This is a genomic window from Halodesulfurarchaeum sp. HSR-GB (assembly GCF_031432215.1).
Classification (GTDB): domain Archaea; phylum Halobacteriota; class Halobacteria; order Halobacteriales; family Halobacteriaceae; genus Halodesulfurarchaeum.
The window spans coordinates 1,732,626-1,757,379 of sequence record NZ_JAVKGN010000001.1 but is presented as its reverse complement, the minus strand read 5'-3'; the positions used below and the strand labels follow the sequence as shown (position 1 = coordinate 1,757,379).

The following is a 24,754-nucleotide window of genomic DNA, read 5'->3' as shown; positions in this document are numbered from 1 at the left end:
CGAGCAAATGGTGTACCTGATCTGCCCGACCGCTGTTTCGTTGAACCCAAAGACCCACCCTCGGAGCACGTCATGACGGGCTTCGACACATTCACGCCGGCCAACTTCTTTGCCTCTCATCTCGTCCAGCCCTCCGACCGCGGCGAATAGGGATGAGTGACGCTATTGACTTACTGATCGAATCCGGACGCACCATCGACGCGATTAGCGTGGCAACGTAGCGACCACGGTATAAGCGAGCGGGGAGGAATCGACCCGCGATTCGCATGGACGGCTGGCGATCCCGCGAACGTAGTGAGAGGGATCTCGAGGGACGCAGTCCCTCGGTGTATCGACGTGGGCTATCCCGAAGACCGCGACAAAGCCGAAGAACGGCTGCAGGAAGAACGCCAGAACGCGATGTCGGAATAGGGATTCACGATATTCCTCCCAATCCAACACGAATCCAGTCCACCAAAATTAGTTCGGGTCGTAGGGGTCCGTCGCCGTATCGAGTCGATACACACCATCGGCCGCATCGAAATCGTCGTCGAAGGCGTAGAGGTAGCCCAACCCCTCAGTCTGCATGTAGGCGACGATGCTGGCGTCGACGAAGGAGAGCGGCTCGTGTCGACGGAACAGCGCTTTTCCGGTGGCGAGGGCGTCCGTGCCGAGCGAATCGATGTGGAATCGAGCGTTCTCCTCGAGCCGGTCCAGCAGATCGACGGCCGACTCGTGCCCGGCGTGCGTGAGGAGGCCGTTGAGCGTTTCCGCGAGCACGTAATCCAGCACCACCGCCTCCGGTAACGAGCCGTCGTCGATGCCCTGGAGTATCGGCAATGCCACCTCGTGGGCGTCATCTCGGCGGTACGCCGCCGCGAAGAGGACCGTCGTGTCGAGGAGTGCTCGAGGCATCACTCGACGTGGACGCCCCAGTCGTCGTGCTCGCTGGTCACGTCCGTCGACGCCGTTCCGTCGTAGCCCTCGAAGCCGGCGAACGTTCCGGCTCGTTGCTGGATGACTTGGACGCGTATCGTCCCGTCCGCTTCGAGCTGCCAGCGAAGGTGATCTCCGTCGTCGATGTCGAGTTCTTGGCGAATCCGTGCGGGGATGTTCGCCTGGTTCCCCGACACTTTGCTCTCGGCGTCGACCCTGTCGCTGCTCATGTCGGTCTGTAGGTTGCGGGCCCTGAAAAGGCTAGTGTTCCATCACACTAGCTACGAACAGAAGAGATCCCCCGAGTACGACGACGGGTAATGAGGTGAGTTGGATCGTGTCGTCGTCGCGTTCGACGAGGTCGTCGACGACATCCGTCCCTGGTTCCTGGGCATATCGTTTCGCGAGTGCAGAGGTATCGAAAAAGTAGTGCGCCATCACTCGATCCGCTCGTCACGGTCACGATCGACCTGTTCTGAAAGTGAAATCTGTCACTGTTTGCCTGCGAAGTCGATAGTGACTCGTGCACGTCCTGCGCCCTCGCCGTTACAGACCGCTGGACTGGTGCTTCGGTAGAACGCGATCGAAGAGATCCGAGACGATGTCCCACAGGATCAGCGAGGGTGTCTCGTGTTCGAACGAGAAAGCGCGTCGATTCGTTTCGTCATCGATCGTGTACTGGAAATGCGCTCGCCCGAGATCCGGGTGATCTTCGTCCTGGTGCCAGCCAGCGCGAATGCCCGTGTTCGGGTCGATGTAATCGACACGGAACCAATCGTGTGGGTCCTGTCGATACCACCTGATAGTCAGTTCCGGTGATTCAGGCCCGGTGGCAGGCGGTAGGCGATCAGGGTCGAACACGGCCCGCAATTGTCTGGCTTCGATGGGATCCGGTTCGTACTCGACGAGCGTGATCTCCGGAACGCGGTCCAGTACGTCCCGTTTCAGTTGGGCATACAGATTCGCATTCGGATCGCCGCCGGGATGTGGGACCGACATTCGTTACCCGCTTGCCTCGACGGGATCCGTCCTTGGAGCGAGGAAGTCCCATTCACGAATTGCGAACCCGACGATGTGGATGCGCCGATCGAGATGCGCCCACTTCCGAGCGATTTCACGACGCCGATCCTCCTCGTCGACGTCGAGTGTGTCGTCTGTAAGCGTTCCGCGGAGTTGGTTCGGCGACTCGACGTCGAATTCGTCCTCCCACTCCCGGATCTGTGCCTTCATATCCGCGAGGCGGTCTGTCAGTTCCTCGACGGTGTGACCGCTGTCCCGGAGACGCATCGCCTCTTGCATCGCCTGACGGCGATAGTCGGGATAATACGTCGTGTGCGTCCCGGATTCGTCACGTCGGACGATCCCGTCGTCGACGAGTCGTTCGAGGACACGCTTGGTCGGCTCGTGGGACCATCCCGCTTCGTCGGCGATCCAGTTGGCCGTTCGCGGCTCTGAAAGCTGCAGTGCGACCATCCGAACGCGATCTTCTCCCGTCGTTTGGTGTTCCAGATATCCTCGATCAGTATGCGGTTCGTCCTCATCCATACCTACTAATCCCTGCTCTGCATCCATATAGATTGGGGCGATTCGTTCTATATTGAAACGCTGGGCGTTCTCAATCGTGACACGAGTGGGGAGGAGCAACACGGTGGTACCACCGCTCACTACATGGCGCGCCGACACGTGGACAAACTGATTCAGCCCTCCGACCGCGGCGAATACGAACTGAGTGACGCCATCGACCTGCTCATCGAATCCGGACACACCATCGACGCGATTAGCGTGGCAACGTAGCGACCACGGTACAAGCGAGCGGGGAGGAACCGACCCGCGATTCGCATGGACGGCTGGCGATCCCGCGAGTGTAGTGAGGGACCTCGAGGGGACGAAGTCCCTCGGCGTATCGACGTGGGGTATCCTGAGGACCGCGATACAGTCGAAAAGCGATTGCAGGAAGAACGCCAGGACGCGACGGCGGAGTAAGAAACTAGGCCAGCTGGATGCGGCCCTGGAGAAACAATTGCGGCGATTACCGATTGATTCGACCTCATAGCTAACTCTTGGGCCGTGACAGCTGAAAATACGCCAATACATCTAATACACTGGCTGACAAAGAAATACACATGGCAATCGACATCGAGACCTTCGAATCCGCCCCCGAAGACCAACTTCGGAACGGCGGGGAGACGAATGCCGACCGCGTGATGCGGTTCCTCGCCGCGCATCCCGAGAAAGCGTTCACCCAGAGCGAAATTCGGGACGCGGCCGACGTAAAAGCGGGGAGCATCAGTGTTGTTCTCTCGCGGCTCGAAGACCGGGGACTCGTCCGCCACCGGGGCAATTACTGGGCGGTCGGCGAGGCCGATGCGGTGGCTGCCTACACAAGTCTCTCCGAGAGCACTCGCGCCGCAAACGACCGCTTCGGGGACGAAGACATGGACGAATGGCTGAAGCACGCCGTGTCGGACGAGGATTCTGAATGAGCTATCAGCGTGGGGATGTCGTCTGGGGACCGGACCCGTTCAAGTCGGGGGAAAGTCCTCGACCATGGCTGATTCTCAACAACGACACCCATCCGTTCGGTGACGAAGAGTACATGACGGTAACACTGACAACGACGCCCCACGAAGGGGGAATTCCACTCGACGACGCGGATTGGGTCGAGGGTGGAATGCCTCGGCAGTCCTACGCTTCGCCATGGGCTGTGGCGTCCCCGAAGCACGCCGCGATTGTTCGGCGGCAAGGTCGCCTTGATGAGGCGTTCGTCCGAACTGTCGTCGACGCTCTCGAAGCTTATCTCGAACCCTCGTCCGGGGAATGATCGATCTGGGGGATACATCGCTTTTTTCGGAACGGTGCGAGGAAACGATTATCACGAACGCCAGAAAGAGAGCGCAGACGACAAACAGCAGACCGGTCTTTCAGAACGCCTTAACCGTTCCCCGTCAAACCCGCGTGCAATGAAACTCAGTATCGTCGGTTCGGGCTACGTGGGAACCACGATTGCGGGCTGCTTTGCCGACCTGGGCCACGAGGTAGTAAACGTGGATATCGACGAGGAAATCGTCGAGACGATCAACTCAGGCGAGTCCCCGATCCACGAACCCGGCCTGGACGATTTGATCGCGACCCACGCTGGCTCGAAACTCAGTGCAACGACCGATTACGAGGCTATCCACGACACAGAAGTCACGTTTCTGGCACTCCCTACCCCCTCCAACGAGGACGGCAGCATCGACACGGCCTCCATCGAGGCCGCCGCCGAGTCGGTCGGAGAGGTCCTCGCCGAGAAGGAGACACCACATCTCGTCGTCGTGAAGAGTACCGTCATCCCCGGAACGACCGAGGAGTTGGTCGCCACCGCCATCGAATCCACCGCCGGAAAGGCGGCCGGCGAGGATTTCCATGTCGCGATGAACCCGGAATTCCTCCGTGAGGGCTCTGCCGTCACGGACTTCCTCGAACCACACAAGATCGTCCTGGGCACCCAGGACGCGGCGGCTCGGGAAACGCTCGAATCCGTGTACGAACCGCTCCGCGAGCAAGCCACAGGCGAGCCACCGATCTTCGCCACGGGGATTCGCGAGGCCGAGATGATCAAGTACGCGAACAACGCCTTCCTCGCCAGCAAGATCAGCCTCATCAACGACATCGGGAACATCTGCAAGGAGTTCGACGTGGACGCCTACGAGGTGGCCGAGGCCATCGGGCTGGACGACCGCATCAGCGAGCAGTTCCTTCGCAGCGGGGTCGGCTGGGGCGGCAGTTGCTTCCCGAAAGACGTGGATGCCATCATCGCAGCGGCAACACAGGCCGGCTACGAGCCACCGATGCTCGAAGCCGCCAGGGAGGTCAACGACCACCAGCCGACACGCATGCTCGACCTGCTGGACGAACACGTCGACGTCGCAGACAAACGAGTCGCCGTGCTCGGCCTGGCGTTCAAACCCGGCACGGATGACACACGAAACTCCAGAGCGATTCCGATCATCCAGGGCCTGCTGGACCGCGATGCAAATGTCGTGGCCTACGATCCCGTCGCGACCGCGAACATGCAGGCCCACTTCCCCGATATCGAGTACGCCGATTCAGCCGCCACAGCCCTCGAGGACGCGTTTGCGGCGCTCGTAGTCACCGACTGGGACGAATTCGCCGCCCTCGACACGGAGTTCGAGTCGATGGTCGAGCCAGTTGTCATCGACGGCCGCAGAGTAATCGAGGGTCGCGACGGCATCGTGTACGAAGGGCTCACCTGGTAGGCGTCGGCGACGTCACTCGATCCCGACAGCATTCACCACCCTTATGCCCGTACGCTTGAAACTCCCGCCAATTCGATGACTGCTGCAGATGAACTTTCGTGGGTGGAAAAGATCGCGGCCCTCCGTCGGGTGGCCGCCTATCGCCCTACGTTCACGTTCGGTCTCGTTCTCTTCGGCGGCCTGGCCGCAGTCCTCGAGGGCGTCGGCCTGGGATTCATCTATCCCATCCTGGAAGTCGCCCAGACTGAGGGCCCAGTTGAGGGGGGCGGCCCGGTACTCGAAACCTTCCTCGCGTTCTATGACTTCGTCGGCCTGCCGTTCACGCTGGGCTATCTGATCGTCGGCGTCGCACTCGTGATGATCATCCGGTACACGTTCTCCTTCCTGGTCGCCTGGCTACGGGCGATCCTCGCGAAACACTACGAGAAGTCACTTCGCACGCGTGCCTTCGAGGGGGCACTCGGGGCCCGGATCAGCTACTTCGATGCGGAAGGCTCCGATGACGTCCTCAACGCCATCATCACCGAGACCCGCTATTCCGGCCGGGTCATCCGCGATGGCGTCCGGACGATGGAGTACGTCTTCCTCGTCGCCGTCTACATGGGGGTCATGCTCTACATCACGCCGACGATGACTGGCCTGGCGATCGTTCTTTTGGGCGGGATTACCGTCCTCCTGCGCTTCGTCATCGAGCCGGCGGTAACTGTGGGCAATCGAGTCGCCCAGGCAAACGAGGAAGTCCAGGAGGCCGTCCAGGCGGGCACCCAGGGTGTGCGGGACGTCAAACTCTTCGGCCTCTCCGATGAGGTCTTTTCCTCGTTCCGCGAGTCGATCGAACAGTACGCCGATTCGAGTGTCGATCTGACCCGGAACAAGGCCGCAATTCAGAACTACTACCAGCTCGCCGCCGCGCTGACGATTTTCGTCCTCATCTACGTCGGGTTTACCTACTCCGGGCTCTCCCTTGGCGAACTCGGGATCTTCCTCATCGCGATGTTCCAGCTCGCCCCACGAGTGAGCACGCTCAACAGCTTCTTCTACAATCTGGAGGGGAATATCTCCCATCTCGTCCGCACCCAGGAGTTCCTCGACCGACTCACAGAGAACGAGGAACCGGACGGGGACAAACCAGTCCAGTCCGTCGATGAGATCGAGTTCGAGGACGTTCACTTCGCCTACGAGCCAGACGAACCAGTCCTGCAGGGCATCTCCTTCGACGTCGAGCGGGGCGAGTTCGTGGCCTTCGTGGGCCAGTCCGGCGCTGGCAAGTCAACGATCGTCTCACTTCTGGCCCGGATGTACGACCCCGACGAAGGCAAAATTCGCGCTGATGGCACCCCGATCGAGGAGTTCGACATCGACCAGTGGCGCGAACGTATCGCGGTGGTTCGCCAGCAGCCATACATCTTTAACGACACCCTCGAAGCCAACGTCACGATCGGCAATCGGGACGCCACTCGCGAAGAAGTAAAAGAAGTCTGTGAGATCGCCAAGGTGGACGAATTCCTGAACGAACTCCCGCGGGGGTATGACTCACAACTGGGTGACGACGGTGTTCGTCTCTCCGGGGGCCAGCGCCAGCGTGTCACCCTCGCCAGGGCCCTCCTCAAAGACGCCGATTTCCTCGTCCTCGATGAGGCGACGAGCGATTTGGACTCCAATCTCGAACGGCAAGTCCAGCGCTCGATCGAGTCGATGGACCGGGATTACGGGATGATCGCCATCGCCCATCGCCTCTCGACGGTGCAAAACGCCGATCGGATTCACACTGTCGACGCTGGTGAGATCATCGAGTCCGGCACGCACCGGGAGTTACTCGATGCGGATGGGGAGTACGCAGAGCTGTACGCGATTCAGTCGAAAGAGTAACCCAAACTGGCGACTGGAAACTCAATCCCGCTCTCCGGATTCGATCGCGATCCGCTGGTCAGTCACCGCTTCGATCTGTTTGTCAGAGGACACTATCGGATCGGAATCGGCATAGGCGACGTGATAGGCGTCGAAGGCAGTGAGCCCGTGCTGGTCCATGTAATCGGCCGCCCGGAAGAGCACCGATTCGTCTTCTTCGACGTGAGCGATATCCAGGGCGTAGCTGAGTGCGGCCAGTCGATCGAACTCGAATCGGTCCGAGATGACGAGTAGTTCGAGGAGCGTACTGCGGGACGTGTATATTTCGCCCTCGTACTCACGGGCGATCTCCGCGGCCCGCGATTGGAGCCAGTCGTCGTCTTTGACCAGTGCGATGAAAAAGTCCGTGTCCGCATAGATCATGTCGTGTCCTCGGAAAGGGCCTCCTCGCGAGCGGTCTGTCGGGCCTCGGCTTTGATTTCTGCGATCGTCTTCCCCTCGAACGCGTCCCCGACCGCGTCCTGAAGCCCCTCGATTGGGTCGGATCGGAGGGGAATGAGTTCCACTCGATCGTCGAGTTCGACGATGCGGTAGCGGTCGCCGTGTTTCTCCCGTACCGCTCGGGGAATGACGATCCGCCCACGATCATCCGTCTTTGCTGTTCCACTCATTAGGAGATCCTACGCGTGGGTCTTGCAATAATCTTGCCCCCGCAACAGAAATCAATCCCACAAAACGTTCTTTATGTGGGAACCCGACACAACTTTCACTGCACGGTAACGCTCTTCGCCAGATTTCGCGGCTTGTCGATCGCTCGCCCTTTCGAACGGGCGACGTGATACGCGAACAGCTGCATGTAGACGTTCGCGACAACCGGCTCTAGTAATCCGGCTTCGGGCACTGGGAAAGACTGGTCTAGTACATTCTGCTCGCCGTTTGGTTCACCGAATCCAACTGTCGCCGCCCCGCGGGTGTCCACTTCGGCCACGTTGTGCAGCGTCGCTTCCGGATTGGAGCCGTCAGTCAACACCGACAGCACGAGCACGTTCTCGGTCACGAGCGCCAGCGGCCCGTGTTTCAGCTCACCGGCCGCGAATCCCTCCGCGTGATCGTAGGAGATCTCCTTCAGCTTCAGCGCTCCCTCAAGGGCGACTGGGTACCCTAGCCGACGCCCGAGGAAGAAGAAGGCCTCGCGGTCGGCGTACTCCTGGGCGATCGCCTCGATCTCGGCCTCCCGATCGAGCACCTGCTGGATCGCGCCGGGCAACCCACGGAGCGAGTCGAGCACCGCCCCGGCCTCGTCCCGACTCAGCGTTCCTCGAACCCGCCCAAGCGCGACTGCCAGCATCGTCGCCGTCGCCACTTGCGAGACGAAGGTCTTCGTCGCTGCCACGCCGATCTCCGGCCCGGCGTGGATGTAAACGGTCTCGTCGGCCTCGCGAGTGACCGTGCTCCCGACCGTGTTCGTCATGGCCAGCGTGCGCGCACCGCTCGCTTTGGCCCTTCGGAGGGCCCCCAGGGTGTCGGCGGTTTCCCCACTCTGGGTGATCGCCATGACCAGCGTCTGCCAGGGGTCCCGCCCCCCGCCCACCTCGTACTCGCTTGCGACGTGCGTGGTCACGCGAACGTCCGCCAGGTCTTCCAGCAACTGTTTGGCGTACAACCCGGCGTGATAGGAGGTCCCCGCCGCGACGATCTGGATCTCCTCCAGGGATTGCAGATACTCTTCGGGCAGTCCCAGGTCCAGATCCACGTCTCCGGAAAGCGCGTCCACCCGTCCGGTTAGCGCCTGGCGCAGCGCCCGGGGCTGCTCGTGGATCTCCTTGAGCATGAAGTGCTCGTAGCCGCCTTTCTCCGCGGCTTCGGCCTCCCACTCGATTGCTGTCCGCTCCCGTTCGATTCGCTCGCCGTCGTGGTAGATCTCCACCCCATCCGGCGCGATCCGGGCGACGTCCCCGTCTTCGAGGAAGGTCACGTCCCGGGAGTGCTCGACGAAGGCCGGCACGTCACTCGCCAGGAAGTTTTCGCCGTCGCCGTGACCGATCACGAGCGGACTGTCCTGGCGTGCGGCCACGATCTCGTTCCGGCCCTCAACGAGCACCGCGATGGCGAAACTCCCCGCAAGCCGATCGACGACCGCTGACACGGCGTCGAGCAAGTCCCCGCCATCCCAGTGTTCCTCGATCAGGTGCGGGACGACTTCCGTGTCCGTGTCGCTCGTGAAGGTGTGGTTCGCTCCCAGTTCGGCCCGCAACTCGGCGTGGTTCTCGATGATGCCGTTGTGGACGACTGCGATTTCCCCCGTACAGTCCGTGTGGGGGTGGGCGTTCTCGTCCGTTGGCGGCCCGTGAGTCGACCACCGTGTGTGACCGATCCCGCTTCGCGCCGTGGAACTGTCCGGAAGCGTCAATTCCCCGATCTTGCCCTCGGCCTTGTAGATCTCCAGTTCGGAGTTCCCCAGGGCGACACCCGCGGAATCGTACCCCCGGTACTCCAGGTTCGCCAGTGTCGAGGAGACGATCGGGAGCGCGTCGCGATCGCCGACGTAGCCGGTAATTCCACACATTATTGGACCGTTCCGTTCGGTTCGATGCGGCCGTCGATCTGTGCGCCGTGTGCCACTGTTGCTCCGTTGCCGACGAAACTCCCGGGATGGACCGTCACCGCACCCCCCATGATTGCGTTGTCTCCGATCACGCCGCCGAGGGTCACGTCGCGATGCACGGTCTCCTGCAGGATCACGTCGGCTTTCCCGCCCACGATGGTCGCGTTCGGCCCGATCGTGACGTTCTCCGCGACGATGGCGTCCCGGACGACTGCGCCAGCCTCGACTGTCACGTCGGCCATCAGAATCGAGTTCGAGACCGTGGCGTTCGGCCCGATCGTGACGTTGTCGCCGATCGCCGTCCCGTTCAAGACGGTGGCGTTCGGGTAGACCTGGACGTTTGATCCGAGTGCCACGCCAGCGGAGACGGCGGCCGTCGGATCGATCGACGCCCGATCGCCCGTATCCTCCTCGTCGAGCAACGCCGCATTGACCGAGAGCAGGTCCCAGGGGCGGCTGACGTCGAGCCAGGGCTGCCGGTCGGGAACGGCCTGAATCGGTTGGCGATCCAGGTGGAACGAGAGCACGTCGGTCAGTTCGAGTTCCCCGTGTGTCGAGGTCGCCCGAATGGCCTCGAAGATCTCCGGCCCGAAGGCGTACACCCCGGCGTTGATCAGATCCGAGTCGATCTCGTGTGGCTCGGGTTTCTCGATGATGTCGATGACTCGATCGCCGTCCAACTCGACCACGCCATAGAGGGAGCGCTCTTCGGCCCGTGTGACAGCCATGACCGTCTCGCCGGTCGCCTCGCGACGTTCGATGACGTCGGTGAGGACCTGGCTGTCGGTGACCCGATCACCGTTCAGCACCAGGAAGTCCTCCGCAACGTGGGGCTCGGCCTGCAGGACGGCGTCTCCAGTACCGAGCTGTTTTGCCTGCGTTACGTAGGTGACATCGACACCCCAGTCGTCGCCGTCGCCGATCGCCTGCTGGATGCGGTCGGACTTGTAGCCGACCACGAGGAGGATCTCCTCGATGCCGGCCGCGGAGACGGCCTCGATGACCCGTGCCAGAATCGGTTCGTTCGCGACTGGAAGCATCGGTTTCGGGCGGACGTTCGTCAGGGGGGAGAGCCGCTGACCCTCGCCAGCGGCCAGGATGACTGCCTTCATGGGTGGTGGACTCGCATATTGGCAATCGGTCGGGCTACGTATTCAAACCCCCGCGAAACACAAGTACCCATCAGTCCTCAGTCGCTTCAGCTTCGGCCCGCTGTTCGCTGAGCGTTTCCCAGATCTCCGTGCACCCGGCTCCGCTCTCGACGTCCGCCAGATGGGCCCGATCGGGGTCCTCCCCGTCGGGTTCCGGCTCCGACAGCTGGTTACTCATTTTCTTAGTCACTCATCGTGAGCCCGCGGCAAAAAGGTACCGACCCCTTTTTGCCCGCGCCCCGTGATCCACGGGACGAATGGACGAACCGGATCCCGAGTGGCTGCTCGAACGCCTCGATCTCGGCGAGTACGAGGTCCGGGCCCTCACGGAGTTGCTCACCATCGGCCGGACGACCGCTCCCACACTCTCGGAGGCTACGGGTATTCCCAAGGCTCGCATCTACGACGTCCTCTCCGAACTGAGCGACCGTGGGTTCCTCAAGGTCATCCCGGGCCGGCCGAAGGAGTACCAGCCAAAGCCCCCCGCGGAGATCCTCGATCGGGCCATCGAGAACCGTCGCCAGACCTTCGAATCCGAGCGTCAGTCGATCCAGTCGATGCGCGAGGCGTTCCTCGAGACCTTCCAGAGTCGCTTCGAGGCGGCCAGCCAGGACATCACGCCAACGGAGGAACTCTTCTGGGTGGTCGACGTGGGTGAGGTCTCCGAACGGGAGACCCGCCAGCTCTATGCCGCGGCCGAGGAGCGGATTCGAGTCTTCACGAAGAGTTTCGAGTATCTCCCGGCCGTCAAGGAGGCCCTGTCTGCCGCCGCGGATCGTGGGGTTGACGTGCGGGTGCTCTTCGTTCACGAAGAGTATCTCGAACCCGATAACCAGGCCGTCCAGGCTGAGCGAATGGACACACTCGATGCTATCGCGGGTGTCGACTATCGAATCAGCGAGTCGAAACTCCCCGTCCGCGGCACGCTGGCCGATCCGAGTATGGAGTACGAGTCCGGGAAGGCTCTGTTCCTGGTCGAGGAGGAGGACATCCCGCTGGCGCTTCGACAGGCGGCAGTCACCGAGAACGCATCCTTCGTGGCCGGGATGAACCGGCTGTTCGAACTGACCTGGGAGTATGAATCCCTGGAGGGCTGATCGGTTTGGGTTTCGGATTTTGTCTGGACCCAATTACTAACTATTTACAGATACTAATCTGGCATGTGTCGAGGAAGACGGTTTCCCTCACCGAAGACGCCTACAAGCGCTTGAAGGCCAAAAAACGGGAGAACGAGAGCTTCAGTGACGTCGTGAACCGGCTGATAGCCGGTGTCAAACTGCAGGATTTTCACGGGTTGCTTGCCGAAGACACCGCCGAAGCGGTCTCTGAAGCAGTCGATTCACGGCGAAGCGAACACGCGACCCAGCAAAAAGGCCGCCTGGGACGATTAATGGACCAAAGCGGAGACGCTTCGTGATTCTCGATACGAAATTCCGCTGGTCGGGTTGCAGAACCTCCAACCGACCCGAATTCAATTGACCAGCTGTGCGGTCCGCTTCTCCAACAACCGCCGGACGCTCGCTTCGATGGTCAACTCGGGCTCCCAACCAAGCTCTCGCTTTGCTTTCGACGTATCGATTTCGAACTCGCTCACCATGGACTCGCTCTCGCGTGGGTTCTCGACCAGTGTGACCTCGGTCTCGATCCCCTTCTCGGCAGCGATCTCCTGGACGGTCTTCGCGACGGACATCACGCTGGGGTCCTCGTCGCTCGCGATCTCGTAGGCGCTGGCTCCGGTCTCGCCGGCCTCGAGTTGCTCCAGGAGTTTCTCGGCGCTCTTGACGTAGGCACGGGCCACGTCCGTGACGTGAACGTAGTTGCGGGCCTGGGTTCCCGGCTCGTAGACCGTGAGCGGGTCGTCCGTGAACACGCGATCGACGAAGAAGTTGATCACCGTCCCCTTCGAGACCACCTGGTCGCCGATCTCGTGCTCCCCATAAAGGTTCGACTTCATGAACAGGTGGGCCGGAAACGCCCCATCGGCGTAGGTCTCGACGGCCTGCTCGCCCAGGACCTTGCTCCGGCCGTACCAGTTCATCGGGTCCCGTTCGTGATCTGTCGTGATGGGGAACTCGTCGGGATTCCCCAGTGTGGTCGCCATGCTCAACGGGAAGACCATCCCCGCACCGGTCTTTCGACAGAACCAGGCGACGTTGTTCGTCCCCTGGACGTTGACCTCGTAGGTCAAATCCGGGTGCGCCGTGGCGTCCTCCACGCCGCTGATCGCGGCCAGGTGCAAGACGACATCGGCACCGGAGAGGGTCGCCTCCAGGGCATCTCGATCCCGGATGTCGACCTCTTCGACGACGAGCTCTCCGATCTGTCGCACCTCACCCAGGTAGAAGTTGTCCAACGCGATGAGTTCCCAGTCAGGGTGTGCTTCCTGCAGGTCTTTCACGACACGACTGCCGATGAATCCCGCTGCGCCGGTGATGGCGATCGTTGGTGAAGTTTCAGTGGTGCTCATGATTCGAATTGGGCTGCCAGATCTCGAATACCCGACCGAAGTGTTTCTTCCGGCTCGTAATCCGTCCCCGCCGCGAGCCGATCGAAGTTCACGTGGTATGACGGCCCCGGTTTGCGATCTTCCAGATAGGTGATCTCCAGATCACGATCCAACTCCGAACGGACCACCGCCGCGATCTCCTTGATCTGGTAGTTCTGATCGTTCGCGCCCACGTTGTAGACGGGCTGGTCGTACTGCTCGGGATTGAGCGCCGCGTGAGCGAAGGCCCGTGCAGCGTCTCGAACGTGGATGAACGGCCGCCAGTTGGTGCCGTCGCCGTAGACGGTCAGTGGCCGGCCCGTCAGCGCCTGGAACACGAAGTGGTTCACTACGAGATTGAACCGGATTCCGGGTGCGTACCCGAAGTTGGTGCTCATCCGCAGCGCGGTCGTCGAGAGGTCACTCTCTGCCGCTGTCTCCCGAAGGAGTTGCTCGGACTCGTATTTGGACTCGGCGTAGGGGTTCAGCGGGTCCGGCTCGGCGTCCTCTGACAGCTCCGTCTCCGCCGCCCGGCCGTAAAGATTACACGAGGAGGCAAAGACCACGGTCTCGACGGCGTGTTTTTCGGCGGCCTGGAGGACGTTCTCGGTGCCCTCGTAGTTCACCGCGAAGGTCTCTTCGCGGCGGTCGTGAGTGCTCTCCGCGCCGGTGATTGCCGCGAGGTGGATGACTGCATCGACGCCTCGGGTCGCGCTCTCGACGGTGCCATACTCCCGGACGTCGCCGGCTCGCACGTCGAGGGGCTGGCCATTGCTCAGCCCCGAACCCAAGAGGTTCCGCGGGCTGCCGGTCGATTGATCGTCGAGAATCCTGACGCCAGTCACTGACTCCTGGTCCAGCAGGTGTGGGACCAGTGCGCTACCGATGTACCCCAGACCGCCGGTGACCAGGACCTCCATCTCAGTCTTCGAGGACGCCGGGGAGGAACCGGTCCTCGTGGGCCGTGATGATCTCCTCGTACTCGCTGATGGTCCCGATGGTCTCGCGCATGCCCTCCTCGAAGGTCACGCGCTGTTCGTCGATCAGATCGAGGTAACGGTCGTTCTCGATCTCCATCTCGTGGGTCTCGTCCTCGTCACGTGGGTTCTCGAAGTGCTTGACGGCGACGTCGTAGCCGAACTCCCCGGCCACGTCGGCGATGGTCTCTGCCACCTCGACGATGCTGATCGGCCGGGTCACCTGGTTGTAGACGGTGTGTCCCGACTCGCGCTCCTCGGGGTCCATGAGCGCCAGTCGTGCCAGGCCCTCGACCGCGTCTTCGAGGCTGCCGAAGGGCTTTCGCTGCTCGCCCTTGCCGTAGACGGTCATCGGGTAGCCCGCGACGGCCTGCGCCGCGAAGCGATGGGCGACCACGCCGAAGTAGTAATCGAAGTCAAACCGGGTGGCCAGCCGTTCGTCGGCCTGGGTCTCGTCGGTTCCCGCCCCGTAGATGATCGAGGTCCGAACGTCCGAGATCGGGATGTCGAACTGCTGGTGGGCCAGCCGCATGTTCGCGGCGTCGTGGCTCTTTGTGAGGTGATACCAGCTACCGGCCATCGCGGGGAAGGGCACTTCGTCTTCTTCGCCCTGGTTTTCCATCGTCGCGCCACCCTCTGGGATCGGGAACTCGGGTGCGCCGTAGACCCCGGTCGTCGTGGTCTCGATGAAGTGAGTATCGGTGAGGTCCTGTTCCTCCAGCCCCCAGAGCAGGTTCCGCGTGGCCTGCATGTTGTTGTGCTGGGTGTAGTTCGCCCGCTCGCCGTTGATCTGGGAGTAGGGCGCGGAGGGCTGGGCCGCGGCGTGGACGATGACCTCGGGTTCGTGGATTCCGAGCAGTTCGTCCGTGAACTCCTTGTCCGCCAGGTCACCCTCGACGAAGGAGAGGTTCGTGATTCCCAGGACTTCCTCGGCGGCGTCCAGTCGCTCGGAGATCGGGGCGACGGGTGTCGCGCTGCGCGAACCGACGTTCTCGACCCACTCGCGGCGGGCGAAATTGTCGACGAGAACGACTCGGTCGTCGGTGCGACTGGCGATCCGCAGGGCGGTCGGCCACCCGAGGTAGCCGTCGCCGCCGGTGAGCAGAATGGTCATGGTTACTCAGTTCGCGAGTTACTAACCGATCCACATAAGCGTACCCTTCTGCTGGGCGGCCATCTTGGGCGACACATCGGGGTGACCCGAACAAATATGTCTACGTGGACGTACACATACACACATGGGGACGAAAACAATTCGGGTTCGTGAGGAGGTCTATGAACAGCTACGGGCACAGAAGCGCCCAGACGAAAGCTTCTCCGATTTACTATCGCGATTGACAGATCGGGGAACCCAGTTCGAAGCCGGGTTCGGGGCACTGGGTGATGTGGACTTCGAGGGTGGGTTGGACGAGTTGGATCAGCTCTTCGAGCGCGACTTCGATCAATGAAACTGCTCGAAACGAGCTACTTGGTCGATTACGAACGTGGGCGGGCGTCAGCCAGAGATTTTTTCGCCGCAAACGAACACGTCCCACTCGTCGCATCGACTGTCTCGATGTTCGAGCTGGCGTTTGGCGTGGTCTGGGATTCCAAGCGAGAGCTGTCCGAACTTCAGGAGTCGCTTCGATGGGTGGACTTCCTCGAGTTTTCCACGCTGGACGCAATCGAGGGGGCCCGTATCCAGGCGGAATTGCAATCAGCGGGGGATCGAATTCCCATCGGCGACGTCATGATCGCAGGGGTAGCTCGCAACCGTGGGGCGACCCTTGTTGCTGGTGACGACCACTTCGAGTCAATCGACGGACTGTCCATTGAGAACCACAGACACGCGTAGTTTCGAGACCTGGGAGCCCCTCGTGGCCGTCGACCCGACAAATCTTTCCCCCGTCGCCCAGCCAATAGAGCCATGGACACCGTCATTCTCGCCGCGGGCGAGGGCACTCGAATGCGCCCGCTCACGGCGGATCGCCCGAAACCGATGCTGCCCGTCGCCGATCGGCCGCTCCTGGAGCACACCATCGAGGCAGCCCGGTCTGCGGGTGCGGACCGGATCATTCTCGTGATCGGCTACGAAGGGGCAGCTATCCGTGATCACTTCGGCGATTTCTGGGACGGCCTGCCCATCGAGTACGTCGAACAGTCCACCCAGGACGGAACCGCCGACGCCTTGCAAGTAGCGAGCCAGGAACTCGATGATGAGCCGTTTGCCGTGCTCAACGGCGATGGACTCTACGACCCACAATCGCTTCGCGCGGTCTTCGAGGCTGGGCCCGCCGTCGGCGCGATGCGCGTTCCGAACCCGAGTCAGTACGGCGTGCTCGAACTCTCCGAAGACGAGAGTCGCGTGACCGGCGTCATCGAGAAGCCGGCGGACCCGCCCTCGGATCTGGTGAACACCGGGGCCTACGTGTTCCCGGGCGAGGCCGTCGATTGGCTCGACGTGGCCGAAAGCGAGCGCGGCGAGCGGGAACTCACCGACGTGCTAGATCGGGCCTGTGAATCGACCACGGTGGCACCCGTCGAGATGGACCGGTGGCTCGACGTGGGTCGGCCCTGGGAACTTCTCGACGCGAACGAGTGGTTGATCGGGGAGCGGTCCCGGGCCGTCGCGGGGAACGTTCACCCGGGGGCTGACCTCCAGGGGCGTGTGGTAGTCGAACCCGGCGCGACAGTCCGTCACGGAGTGGTCATCGAGGGGCCGGCGATGATCCGTGAGGGAGCGACAGTCGGGCCGAACGCCTACATTCGAGGGACCACTCTGGTCGATCGGAACGCCCAGATCGGTCACGCCGTCGAAGTCAAAAACAGCGTGGTGATGGCCGGAGCGAGTATCTCACACCTCTCCTATGTCGGAGACAGCGTGATCGGGCCGGACGTCAATTTCGGGGCGGGGACCGTCGTCGCGAACCTGCGACACGACGACCAGACGGTCCGGGCGACGGTCAAAGGCGAATCGGTGGATACGGGTCGCCGGAAGTTCGGCTGTGTTTGTGGCCCGGGGGCGAAGACGGGCATCAACACGAGTCTCAACGTCGGTGTGACCCTCGACGCCGGGGCGACTACCAACCCGGGCGCGGTCGTCCGGCGAGACTGAGCGAAGGATACGCTTTTGGCGATGGCCTCGCGAGAGGGTGGTAATGGGTGAGGACGGCGAGGTCTGTGTGTTGATTCCGACTCTCGATGAGGCCGAGACGATCGGCGACGTCATCGCCGGGCTTCACGAGGCTGGGCTGGAGAACGTGCTGGTCGTCGACGGTCACTCGACGGATGACACCGTCGAGATCGCGGAGAACGCCGGGGCTCGGGTGATAACCCAGTCCGGCAGCGGCAAGGGCCAGGCGGTCAGGGAAGCGATCGAACACGTCGAAGCCGAGTTCGTCCTCATGCTCGACGGCGATGGCACCTACGTCCCGAGTCAGGCCGACCGCCTGCTCGAACCCCTCCGGGCGGGCGAGGCGGACCACGTCGTCGGCAACCGGTTTGCCGACATGGAATCGGGGGCGATGACCCGGCTCAACAAGGTAGGCAATCGACTCTTCAATCGGGTGTTCAGAGGCGTCCACGGCGAGGACCACGGCGACATTCTCAGTGGCTACCGGGCGTTCACCCGGGACTCCTTCGAGCGGATGCATCTCTCGGCGACTGGCTTTGGCATCGAGACCGAGATGGCAGTGGAGTGTGTCAAACGTGGACTCGACGTGTCGGTCGTTCCGATCACGTACCGCGCCCGACCCGCGGGTTCCGACCCGAACCTGAACCCGATTGCGGACGGCGGCCGAATCCTTTTGACCCTCTACAGCCTGGCGAAGACGACGAATCCACTCTTTTACTTCGGGAGCGTCGGTGGGCTCATCTTCGGCGCGGGATTGCTCTTCGGCGGCTACGTCGGTGTGGAGTACTTCACGCAGAACGTTTCACACGAGATTATCGCCGTACTCGCGACGCTCGCCATTCTGCTCGGCGGACAGTTGATCCTCTTTGGCTTTCTCGCGGACATGCTCGCGAGTCTGCATCGGGAGCGACTGCGACGGCTGGACGACATCGCCGACCGCCTCACCGAGCTAGAAGATTGATCGAAGCCCGGCCAGCCAGGCCTGGGGCAACCGCCACCGAGCGCCAGTGAGAGCCACGTCCAGTGCTTCTGCAGCACGATACCCGACGCCTTCGCCGTGGCCGACGAAGATCCGCTCTGGCGTGAGTCCGCCTAACTTGGTAGGCGGGGAGAGCCGGAGCATAGGGTGCACGCCGAGTCGTTCCGGTCCAACGGCGAAGTAGCCGGCCGCCCCCAGGGCGTCAGCGAGAACAAGTGTCTCTCCGTCGTAGAGCGCCCCCTCTTTCCAGAACGGGAGGTCGACTGTCTGGAGCACCTGCACATCCGAGTCGGGGAGATGTGACCCGAGCCACTCGACGGGGGCGTCGAACTCCCGGTCCACGTAGGGCGGTCGAAAGACGGGGACGTCGAACCGATTCGCGAACGCCGCGGCGTCCCGCTCGTGCCGGTCGAGGAGGACGATGACACCCCGAACCTCGCCGAGTTCCTCGATTCGCTCGTCGATACCAGGTGCGTCGAGGGGATCGACGATCCAGACGCCGTCACCGAAATCGACGGCGTGACTGGCCCGTTGCATCGCCTCCTCGGGATGTGGGAGCCAGCCGAATCCGCCGTCGAACTGGTCCACGATCGCCGGATCGGTCGCCGAACCGTCGTCTCTGATAGGCATACCCTGGGGTACGAGCGATGGCTGTTAACAGTTGTCGGAGACGGAAATCCTCAGAGTCGCTCGGTGTCGACCTGCACGCCGGGTGGGCCCACGACCAGAAACCGCCGGAAGTGCGTGAGCGACCCGCCGTTTTCCTTTACGTCCCGGGCGAACCCGGACGCGAGTTCGTTGAGATCCCCCTCGATGGCGAGGAAGAGGACGTTGCCCGCCTCGATTTCGGCCAGCCACTCCTCGTCGGGGGTGGTACCGTCGAGGGTCCCCAGGACGACTCGACCGCCGAAATCCCCCTCCTCGGCGGCCGAGATGTCGAGTTCTTCTTCGGCGTTGCGGAGGTCCAGGCTGAAGTCGCTCATGCGCGAACCGAACGCGCCAGCGGATAAAAACGTTCGTCCCGATCAGATCTCGACCGTCTCGTCGCCGTCCAAAACGTCGACGGTCGCCGAACTGCCCGTTTTCTTCACGGCTCGCTCGTAATCCGCCGGGTCCTGTTCGATGGCGGGGAAGGTGTCATAGTGCATCGGGAAGGCTCGCTCGACCCCGAGCCAGTCGACCGCGATGGCGGCCTGCTCGGGGCCCATGGTGTAGTGATCGCCGATCGGGACTGCGGCCGCGTCCGGGTCCAGGTACGGCCCGATGACCTCCCGCATCTCGGTCATGAGCGCGGTGTCTCCGGCGTGATAGAAGGTCGTACACTCCGCGGCGTCTTCGGGTGTAGGCGTCGCGTCGCTGATGGCGAACCCGGCCGGCATGCCGCCGGAGCTGGCGTAATCGGTCTCGATGCCGTTCGAGTGGTCGGCCCGGTGCATGGTCACGGCGGCATCACCAAGTTCGACTGTCCCACCCAGGTTCATCCCGATGGTGTCCTGGATCCCGTATTCGTCGGCCACGTAGGCAGCGAGTTCCGGCGTCGCGACGATCGTGCTCTGGGTGAACTCGGGGACGTGGGCGATATGGTCGGCGTGGCCGTGCGTGAGGAGCACGTAATCGGGAGTGCGCACGTCGATCGGTTCGAGTGCGGTGTGGGGATTATCGAAGAACGGGTCGATCAACAGGTGTGTCTCGTCGACGGTTACTTCCCAGGTCGAATGGCCGTGCCAGGTTAGACGCATGGACGGGTGTAGGGGCAAATATCCAATAAGTATGGTGGCATTTCGGGCGGTTGGCAGCCTTTTCCGCCCTCGCAACCCTTAGGCCAGGGGCCAACGAATCCGGGGGCATGCGAACAGTTCGCTTTCGAGACCGGGCCGGGGCGACACGAACCGGCGAGTGGACGAATGCGGGTATCGAGGCCGCCGGGCAGGTCTACGATCCCGAGACTGTGGAGGTGCTCCCGCCGGCCGAGCCGACGAAGATCATCGCGATCGGATTGAATTACGCCGATCACGCCGCCGAACGCGATTCGGACATCCCCGATCGCCCGCTGCTCTTCCTCAAAACGCCGAACACCGTGGCAAGTCACGGTGATACCATCACCCTCCCGGCCGACAAAGAGCGAGTCGATTACGAGGCCGAGTTCGGGGTAGTGATTGGTGAGCAAGCCCGCAACGTGAGCGAGGCCGACGCCTGGGACGTGGTCGCGGGCTTTACGGCCGTCAACGACGTGTCGAATCGCGACGATCAGGACCGGGAGCAGAACTGGATACGGGGGAAGGCCTTCGACGGCGCAGCCCCGATGGGGCCGGTCGTCGCTGACCCCGAGGATGTACCCGCGGACGCGTCGATCGAACTTCGGGTCAACGGCGAGGTGAAACAATCCTCCTCCCGGGCCGAGTTCATCTTCTCCGTGCCCGAACTGGTCGCCGAGATCACGACTTACATGACCCTCGAACCGGGTGATGTCATCAGTACCGGAACACCGGCTGGAGTCGGCCCGCTCTCAGATGGTGATCACGTGGCAATCGAGATCGAAGGCGTTGGAACGCTCGAACACGACGTCGCCCAGGGCTGACAGGACTCCAAATCCCATCCTAGTGAACCGTTAGGCCCGGAACATTCGCCCCGTTTTCGAGTGTCAATTACGCCCTTTCGAAATCGCCGCCGATCTGGTTACCACGCTCCTAACCGCGAAAACCCCGGGACAGCCGCCATCTCGGTGTGAGGTTATCTGTCCGTTTAGCGCTGATCCGGGATGAAATGGACGCATAGCAATGCCCGTTCCGTGGCATTCTCAACCAACGATGTTCCATCTTGGCACGGCACTCCGCGGTGGGGACCACGGGAGCCACGGCGACCAGTCGGGGCCAGCAGTGACGGGCTGGCCGTCAACGGGGGGTGAGTATGACAGAACCTGACGGGCTGCGGGTATCCCGTCGGCAATTCCTGCTTGCCGCTGCGGCCTCGGGGGCGGTCGTCTCCGGTGGTGGACGGACCGTGGCCGAGTTCTCGGACACTGAGCAACTGGGGGTTACGTTTGGCGCCGGCGAACTCGACCTCGACGTCTCCTGGGAGGGCGAAGGAACCGAGACTGACCTGGGGGTCGTCAGCAATGAGGGTGATGGTGGCGAGCGACAGATCATCATCGATCTCTCCGAGGACTCCAATCCCGCGTGGCTGTGGTTCCGGACGGGATGTCCTCGATGTCTTCCCGTCGAAGAACAGATTCAGATCGAATTCACGCTGCGTGGCGAAAACGGAACACGCCTCGAAGAGTTCTCATCCGGGACGCTCCGTGAGGAGCGTGAGCGATACGGAACCGGGCATCGATTCGGACGGGTGCTCAATCCCGGCGAGACCTGGACTCTCACGATTGCCTGGGAGCTCACCGAGTCGGTCGCGGGCGAACACGGTATCGAATTTGGGTTCGATTTCCACGCGGTGCAACGCCGTCACTTGCAGAATCCGGCGGCAAATGCACCGAACTGGGAGTGTGAGCGCTGTTCGGATGATTCCGGGAGCGGCACGGAACAAAAAGACATTAGCTGGGTCGCCTTTGCCGGCGAAACGAATGCGGAGGTAGAGGACTTCTCCTCGGTGGCGATCGACGGTTCGACACTCGAGTACGACCTCGGTGATTCCGCCACAGCCGTCCAGGCGATCGCACTCAAGTACGGACAGACGCTGGAAGTGTTCGCGGACGTTCCGGATACTGGGCCGCTCACCGTTGGCGAGGGCGATGAGACCTTCCAGAAACAGGGGAACGGGTTCGAGGGGACCGACCACACCAACAGCGAGCCCTTCCCGAATTTCTGCTGGACAGCCAAGCTCGAAGCGGGTTCGAACAGTTTCGAATCCATCTCGGGGTGTGACCAATGAGCGAGTCAGAGACGGAATCCGCGGACGGGACGGAGCCCGGACGGCTCACCCGGCTGGGTGCATTCCTCCGTGCCAAACTCGTTCCGTCGACGCCCCGCGAAGCAGTTCACCTCCTCGCGCTGGTCGTGCTGCTGGCCATCGTCATCCCCTTTGTCATCTTCGCTATCCCGCAGGTCGTCGGGGCCGAGCAGAGCTACGTGGTGCTGAGTGGCAGCATGGAGCCGGCCGTCAGCCCGGGAGATGTCGTCATCGTGAACGCGGTGCCGGCCTCGGCTGTCGAAGTGGGTGATGTCATCACCTACGGTGGGAGTCAGACGAGTCCCCCGACGACCCACCGCGTGATCGACATTCAGCAACAGGATGGGGAGCTGGTCTTCGAGACGAAAGGGGACAACAACGAGAACGCCGATATTGCACTCACACCGGCTTCAACGCTGCGGGGGAAAGTGATGGAACTCCCGGTTTCCATCCCCGGAAACGGGCATAACCTGTTCGTGATCCCGTTCATCGGCTACGTCGCCCAGTTCGCTCAGACCCAACTGGGATTCCTGCTCCTCGTCGGGATTCCGCTCTTCCTACTCGCGGTCTCGGAGTTCTGGCGGTTCATCACCTTGAGCCGCGAGGAGGCCGAAAAGCGGGAACCCGAATCGGCAACCGAGTCGGACGAACAGCCGACCTACAGTGCCCCGCAGTCGTGGATCTTTGTCGCCGTGGCCGCCCTGGCTGGCGCAGGTGGGTTCGGGGCCCATTACGCGTATCAGAATCAGGAGCCAGTGATCGCGGCGATCGCCGTGGGCGCCCTGGTTGGTGGAATCCTGCTGGCTGCAATGCTGGTGGTGCAGGCCGAACCGGCAAACCAGGAGCCTGACTCCGGCGACCCGGCGGCCCAACCCCAGCCTGATGGGGAGGTGAACCAATGACTACTACCTGGAGTTCGATCGGTGGCACGGTGATCGTCGTGATCGCGCTCGTCGGGGCCCCGTTCGCAGCGAGCGCTGCATTCGACGATCGCCCGGCCCAGACGGTCGCCCTGTTTAGCGACGAGGAAAGCGTGAACGCAACCCTGACCGTCCAGCAGCGCAATATCGACGGCTCGGTGGACACCTGGGCCGAAAACCGCAGTGACGGGGGCTATGACCTGTTCGTCAAGCTTCCACCAGGGTTCGAGGATCCCGAGACACTGTTGATCGGTCACATGAAAAACGGGACCTGGACGCTGTTGGAGACGGGTGTCGTCGACCCGGGGACCGAGTCCGACCGGGCCGTCCTGAAGGCGACAGTCCCCGGGTTCAGCCCGTTTGGAGTCTTCGACTCGACCAACACCACGGAAAACGCGTCGGCGATGAACGAATCCGCGCTCCTGACCGTCGACGTGCAGGGCCCGGACGAGAGTGGAACCGAAGACACGGGAATCCAGGACGGAGGATCGAATGACACCGTCAGCAACGACACGAATTCCACGGCTGGGCCGAACGGAACTGCGGAGACCGAGGAGAACGAAACCGGGTCGATCTCCCAGTCCGATTCCGACGCGTCCGGGGACGATGGTGCCGACGACGATCGGAATGATCGCTCCGGGTCCAGCTCGAGCCAGCCAGCAGACGGGACCGAAAACGAATCCACTGCGCCTGCGGAAACAAACGGGACGGGTGCCAGCCCGGCCGAAGACGATGACCCGGTGAATGAAACCGCGGACACGAACCAGACCGAAGACACCGACCCCACCGACACTGACGACAACATCACGGACGAGACGCCTGGGGCCAATGGGACCGACGATGTGGTCGAGAGCGGTAACGAGACAACTGAAACGACTGACGACACGAACGAGACCGTCGAGAACGAGACCGGGAGCGACCCGACGCCCGTGGAAGATACGTCGACCGAGACACCGACTGAGCCTGATTCGGCCGAGAACGAATCTGACGGGCCGACCACCGACACCACGACAGACGGTCCGGAGTCGGATCGGGGACCGGACGGGAGCGATACGGAGAGTGATTCAGATGATGAGGTAGATGGCGAGGATGGTAACGACGCCGAAAGCAGTGAGGACGACGCTAATGAGTCCGATGATGTGGCGAATAGCGACGACGCTGAAACTGAGGGGGATGCAGCGGACGAGGAGGGTGACGAAGACGACGAGAGCGATGACGAAGATGCAGAAGCGGCGGACGAGGAGGGTGACGAGGACGACGAGGGCGATGACGAAGATGCAGAAGCGGCGGACGAGGAGGGTGACGAGGACGACGAGAGCGATGACGAAGATGCAGAAGCGGCGGACGAGGAGGGTGACGAGGACGACGAGAGCGATGACGAAGATGCAGAAGCGGCGGACGAGGAGGGTGACGAGGACGACGAGGGCGATGAGGGTGCGGAAGATGTTGAGAACGAGGAAAGCGAAGCGGAGGACGGGGACGACGACTCGACGGACACTGAGTCGACCACTGAACTGACGGCTACGGAGCCCACAGCAGCCGAATCAACCGTGACAAACGCTTACCAGAACGAGACGGCCGACTAGTCTCGGAGAACAGTCAC

General features: G+C 62.3%; 30 protein-coding genes and 2 pseudogenes. 16 read left to right on the top strand and 16 right to left on the bottom strand.

Annotated elements, in window-relative coordinates:
- Positions 1-42: 42 nt before the first annotated feature.
- Positions 43-411 (top strand): annotated as a pseudogene (locus tag RH831_RS11875) (hypothetical protein); the annotation flags it as partial.
- A gap of 48 nt (positions 412-459) precedes the next feature.
- Here the strand turns inward: RH831_RS11875 and RH831_RS09320 are convergent.
- The 5 genes from RH831_RS09320 to RH831_RS09300 all read right to left on the bottom strand — a co-directional run bounded on the left by RH831_RS09320 (position 460) and on the right by RH831_RS09300 (position 2,460).
- Positions 460-894, bottom strand: a complete 435-nt coding sequence (locus RH831_RS09320) for a PIN domain-containing protein (protein WP_310553915.1) — start codon at positions 892-894, stop codon at positions 460-462.
- Positions 894-1,145: an AbrB/MazE/SpoVT family DNA-binding domain-containing protein gene (locus tag RH831_RS09315; protein WP_310553914.1), complete on the bottom strand. Its 252-nt coding sequence runs from the start codon at positions 1,143-1,145 to the stop codon at positions 894-896. The genes RH831_RS09320 and RH831_RS09315 overlap by 1 nt, the downstream gene beginning before the upstream one ends.
- Before the next feature lie 31 nt (positions 1,146-1,176).
- The gene (locus tag RH831_RS09310; RefSeq protein ID WP_148661799.1) at positions 1,177-1,353 is read right to left on the bottom strand and encodes a type II toxin-antitoxin system VapC family toxin; all 177 of its coding nucleotides are present in this window, start codon (positions 1,351-1,353) and stop codon (positions 1,177-1,179) included.
- Between the two features lie 108 nt (positions 1,354-1,461).
- Complete coding sequence (locus tag RH831_RS09305) at positions 1,462-1,914, bottom strand: hypothetical protein (protein WP_310553913.1); 453 nt, start codon at positions 1,912-1,914, stop codon at positions 1,462-1,464.
- A 3-nt stretch (positions 1,915-1,917) separates the two neighbouring features.
- Entirely contained in the window at positions 1,918-2,460 is a 543-nt protein-coding gene (locus RH831_RS09300) for a hypothetical protein (RefSeq protein WP_310553912.1), read from the bottom strand.
- Positions 2,461-2,595: 135 nt separating this feature from the next.
- Here RH831_RS09300 and RH831_RS09295 point away from each other — a divergent pair.
- From RH831_RS09295 to RH831_RS09275, 5 genes and pseudogenes are all read left to right on the top strand, one after another.
- A pseudogene (locus RH831_RS09295) lies at positions 2,596-2,898 on the top strand (hypothetical protein); the annotation flags it as partial.
- A 140-nt stretch (positions 2,899-3,038) separates the two neighbouring features.
- On the top strand, positions 3,039-3,398 hold the full coding sequence (locus RH831_RS09290; protein WP_070364783.1) for a helix-turn-helix domain-containing protein: 360 nt from the start codon (positions 3,039-3,041) through the stop codon (positions 3,396-3,398).
- Positions 3,395-3,736 (top strand): type II toxin-antitoxin system PemK/MazF family toxin, encoded by a 342-nt coding sequence (locus RH831_RS09285; protein ID WP_070364784.1) that lies wholly within the window; start codon positions 3,395-3,397, stop codon positions 3,734-3,736. Before RH831_RS09290 ends, RH831_RS09285 begins: the two co-directional genes overlap by 4 nt.
- Before the next feature lie 139 nt (positions 3,737-3,875).
- Entirely contained in the window at positions 3,876-5,174 is a 1,299-nt protein-coding gene (gene aglM, locus RH831_RS09280) for a UDP-glucose 6-dehydrogenase AglM (protein ID WP_310553911.1), read from the top strand.
- A gap of 75 nt (positions 5,175-5,249) precedes the next feature.
- On the top strand, positions 5,250-7,043 hold the full coding sequence (locus RH831_RS09275) for an ABC transporter ATP-binding protein (RefSeq protein WP_310553910.1): 1,794 nt from the start codon (positions 5,250-5,252) through the stop codon (positions 7,041-7,043).
- 21 nt (positions 7,044-7,064) lie between these two features.
- Here the strand turns inward: RH831_RS09275 and RH831_RS09270 are convergent, their stop codons facing one another.
- The 5 genes from RH831_RS09270 to RH831_RS09250 all read right to left on the bottom strand — a co-directional run bounded on the left by RH831_RS09270 (position 7,065) and on the right by RH831_RS09250 (position 10,956).
- On the bottom strand, positions 7,065-7,445 hold the full coding sequence (locus tag RH831_RS09270) for a PIN domain-containing protein (protein ID WP_310553909.1): 381 nt from the start codon (positions 7,443-7,445) through the stop codon (positions 7,065-7,067).
- Entirely contained in the window at positions 7,442-7,693 is a 252-nt protein-coding gene (locus RH831_RS09265) for an AbrB/MazE/SpoVT family DNA-binding domain-containing protein (protein ID WP_310553908.1), read from the bottom strand. Before RH831_RS09265 ends, RH831_RS09270 begins: the two co-directional genes overlap by 4 nt.
- Before the next feature lie 95 nt (positions 7,694-7,788).
- Positions 7,789-9,588, bottom strand: coding sequence for a glutamine--fructose-6-phosphate transaminase (isomerizing) (glmS, locus tag RH831_RS09260; protein ID WP_310553907.1), 1,800 nt, complete (start codon positions 9,586-9,588; stop codon positions 7,789-7,791).
- On the bottom strand, positions 9,588-10,739 hold the full coding sequence (locus RH831_RS09255) for a sugar phosphate nucleotidyltransferase (RefSeq protein WP_310553906.1): 1,152 nt from the start codon (positions 10,737-10,739) through the stop codon (positions 9,588-9,590). The genes glmS and RH831_RS09255 overlap by 1 nt, the downstream gene beginning before the upstream one ends.
- A gap of 70 nt (positions 10,740-10,809) precedes the next feature.
- Complete coding sequence (locus tag RH831_RS09250; protein ID WP_310553905.1) at positions 10,810-10,956, bottom strand: hypothetical protein; 147 nt, start codon at positions 10,954-10,956, stop codon at positions 10,810-10,812.
- A gap of 79 nt (positions 10,957-11,035) precedes the next feature.
- Here RH831_RS09250 and RH831_RS09245 point away from each other — a divergent pair, with 79 nt between their 5' ends.
- The gene (locus RH831_RS09245) at positions 11,036-11,875 is read left to right on the top strand and encodes a helix-turn-helix domain-containing protein (RefSeq protein WP_310553904.1); all 840 of its coding nucleotides are present in this window, start codon (positions 11,036-11,038) and stop codon (positions 11,873-11,875) included.
- Positions 11,876-11,940: 65 nt separating this feature from the next.
- On the top strand, positions 11,941-12,195 hold the full coding sequence (locus RH831_RS09240; protein ID WP_310553903.1) for an antitoxin VapB family protein: 255 nt from the start codon (positions 11,941-11,943) through the stop codon (positions 12,193-12,195).
- Between the two features lie 54 nt (positions 12,196-12,249).
- Here RH831_RS09240 and RH831_RS09235 read toward each other — a convergent pair whose 3' ends face one another.
- The 3 genes from RH831_RS09235 to RH831_RS09225 are packed head-to-tail and all read right to left on the bottom strand — an operon-like array spanning position 12,250 to position 15,354.
- Entirely contained in the window at positions 12,250-13,245 is a 996-nt protein-coding gene (locus RH831_RS09235) for an NAD-dependent epimerase/dehydratase family protein (RefSeq protein ID WP_310553902.1), read from the bottom strand.
- Positions 13,242-14,183: an NAD(P)-dependent oxidoreductase gene (locus RH831_RS09230; protein WP_310553901.1), complete on the bottom strand. Its 942-nt coding sequence runs from the start codon at positions 14,181-14,183 to the stop codon at positions 13,242-13,244. The genes RH831_RS09235 and RH831_RS09230 overlap by 4 nt, the downstream gene beginning before the upstream one ends.
- Before the next feature lies 1 nt (position 14,184).
- Complete coding sequence (locus tag RH831_RS09225; RefSeq protein WP_310553900.1) at positions 14,185-15,354, bottom strand: NAD-dependent epimerase/dehydratase family protein; 1,170 nt, start codon at positions 15,352-15,354, stop codon at positions 14,185-14,187.
- A 124-nt stretch (positions 15,355-15,478) separates the two neighbouring features.
- On the opposite strand from RH831_RS09225, the gene RH831_RS09220 reads away from it, so the two are divergent.
- The 4 genes from RH831_RS09220 (at position 15,479) to aglJ (ending at position 18,313) form a co-directional block, all read left to right on the top strand.
- On the top strand, positions 15,479-15,688 hold the full coding sequence (locus RH831_RS09220) for an antitoxin VapB family protein (RefSeq protein ID WP_310553899.1): 210 nt from the start codon (positions 15,479-15,481) through the stop codon (positions 15,686-15,688).
- Positions 15,685-16,074: a PIN domain-containing protein gene (locus RH831_RS09215; RefSeq protein WP_310553898.1), complete on the top strand. Its 390-nt coding sequence runs from the start codon at positions 15,685-15,687 to the stop codon at positions 16,072-16,074. The genes RH831_RS09220 and RH831_RS09215 overlap by 4 nt, the downstream gene beginning before the upstream one ends.
- A gap of 72 nt (positions 16,075-16,146) precedes the next feature.
- A complete protein-coding gene (gene glmU, locus RH831_RS09210) occupies positions 16,147-17,334 on the top strand; it encodes a bifunctional sugar-1-phosphate nucleotidylyltransferase/acetyltransferase (protein WP_310553897.1) in 1,188 nt (395 codons plus the stop codon).
- Positions 17,335-17,377: 43 nt separating this feature from the next.
- Positions 17,378-18,313 carry an S-layer glycoprotein N-glycosyltransferase AglJ gene (aglJ, locus tag RH831_RS09205; protein ID WP_310553896.1) on the top strand — a complete coding sequence of 312 codons (936 nt, stop codon included), beginning with the start codon at positions 17,378-17,380 and terminating at the stop codon, positions 18,311-18,313.
- On the opposite strand, the gene RH831_RS09200 is transcribed toward aglJ, so the two are convergent.
- From RH831_RS09200 to RH831_RS09190, 3 genes are read right to left on the bottom strand one after another with little or no spacing between them, the layout of a single operon-like run.
- Positions 18,302-18,961: a hypothetical protein gene (locus RH831_RS09200; protein WP_310553895.1), complete on the bottom strand. Its 660-nt coding sequence runs from the start codon at positions 18,959-18,961 to the stop codon at positions 18,302-18,304. The two genes, aglJ and RH831_RS09200, sit on opposite strands and share 12 nt — an antisense overlap.
- A 50-nt stretch (positions 18,962-19,011) precedes the next feature.
- A complete protein-coding gene (locus tag RH831_RS09195) occupies positions 19,012-19,314 on the bottom strand; it encodes a DUF5779 family protein (RefSeq protein WP_070364798.1) in 303 nt (100 codons plus the stop codon).
- A gap of 42 nt (positions 19,315-19,356) precedes the next feature.
- Entirely contained in the window at positions 19,357-20,070 is a 714-nt protein-coding gene (locus RH831_RS09190) for a metal-dependent hydrolase (RefSeq protein WP_310553894.1), read from the bottom strand.
- Positions 20,071-20,177: 107 nt separating this feature from the next.
- On the opposite strand from RH831_RS09190, the gene RH831_RS09185 reads away from it, so the two are divergent.
- From RH831_RS09185 to RH831_RS09170, 4 genes are all read left to right on the top strand, one after another.
- Positions 20,178-20,909 carry a fumarylacetoacetate hydrolase family protein gene (locus RH831_RS09185; RefSeq protein WP_310553893.1) on the top strand — a complete coding sequence of 244 codons (732 nt, stop codon included), beginning with the start codon at positions 20,178-20,180 and terminating at the stop codon, positions 20,907-20,909.
- A 329-nt stretch (positions 20,910-21,238) separates the two neighbouring features.
- Positions 21,239-22,213, top strand: coding sequence for a hypothetical protein (locus tag RH831_RS09180; RefSeq protein ID WP_310553892.1), 975 nt, complete (start codon positions 21,239-21,241; stop codon positions 22,211-22,213).
- Positions 22,210-23,133 carry a signal peptidase I gene (locus RH831_RS09175; RefSeq protein WP_310553891.1) on the top strand — a complete coding sequence of 308 codons (924 nt, stop codon included), beginning with the start codon at positions 22,210-22,212 and terminating at the stop codon, positions 23,131-23,133. The genes RH831_RS09180 and RH831_RS09175 overlap by 4 nt, the downstream gene beginning before the upstream one ends.
- The gene (locus tag RH831_RS09170) at positions 23,130-24,737 is read left to right on the top strand and encodes a hypothetical protein (RefSeq protein ID WP_310553890.1); all 1,608 of its coding nucleotides are present in this window, start codon (positions 23,130-23,132) and stop codon (positions 24,735-24,737) included. Before RH831_RS09175 ends, RH831_RS09170 begins: the two co-directional genes overlap by 4 nt.
- Positions 24,738-24,754: the final 17 nt, after the last annotated feature.